Below are 362 nucleotides of genomic sequence, written 5' to 3'. Positions count from 1 at the left end.
CAAGGGGATCCGACAGGATATTTACAACATATACGGCTTTGTCCGCTTTGCCGACGAGATTGTAGACTCGTTCCACGATTACGACAAGGCAACCCTCCTGAGTCGGTTTGAGCGCGACCTGGACCTGGCCCTGCAGGAACGCATCAGCCTGAACCCCATCCTGAATGCCTTCCAGGCCACCTATCACAAATACGAAATCCCCCGCCACCTGGTGGATTCCTTCCTCAGGAGCATGCGGATGGACCTCCACAAGAAGGTGTATCGCAGCGAGGAAGAATACAAGGAATATATCTACGGTTCGGCCGATGTGGTGGGGCTGATGTGCCTGTGCGTCTTCGTCAAAGGCGATAAGGAGCGCTATG

Annotated in this window: 1 protein-coding gene; it reads left to right on the top strand. The window is 54.4% G+C overall.

Annotated elements, in window-relative coordinates; genetic code table 11:
- Positions 1–7: 7 nt before the first annotated feature.
- Positions 8–362: phytoene/squalene synthase family protein (locus tag ACRHNM_RS16395; protein WP_431137707.1), on the top strand; the 355-nt coding region annotated here is incomplete at its 3' end.

It is taken from the genome of Psychroserpens mesophilus (assembly GCF_050617655.1).
Lineage (GTDB): Bacteria > Bacteroidota > Bacteroidia > Flavobacteriales > Flavobacteriaceae > Psychroserpens > Psychroserpens mesophilus_A.
Note: the sequence above shows the minus strand (reverse complement) of the source record. Positions and strands in the feature narration are given on the sequence as shown.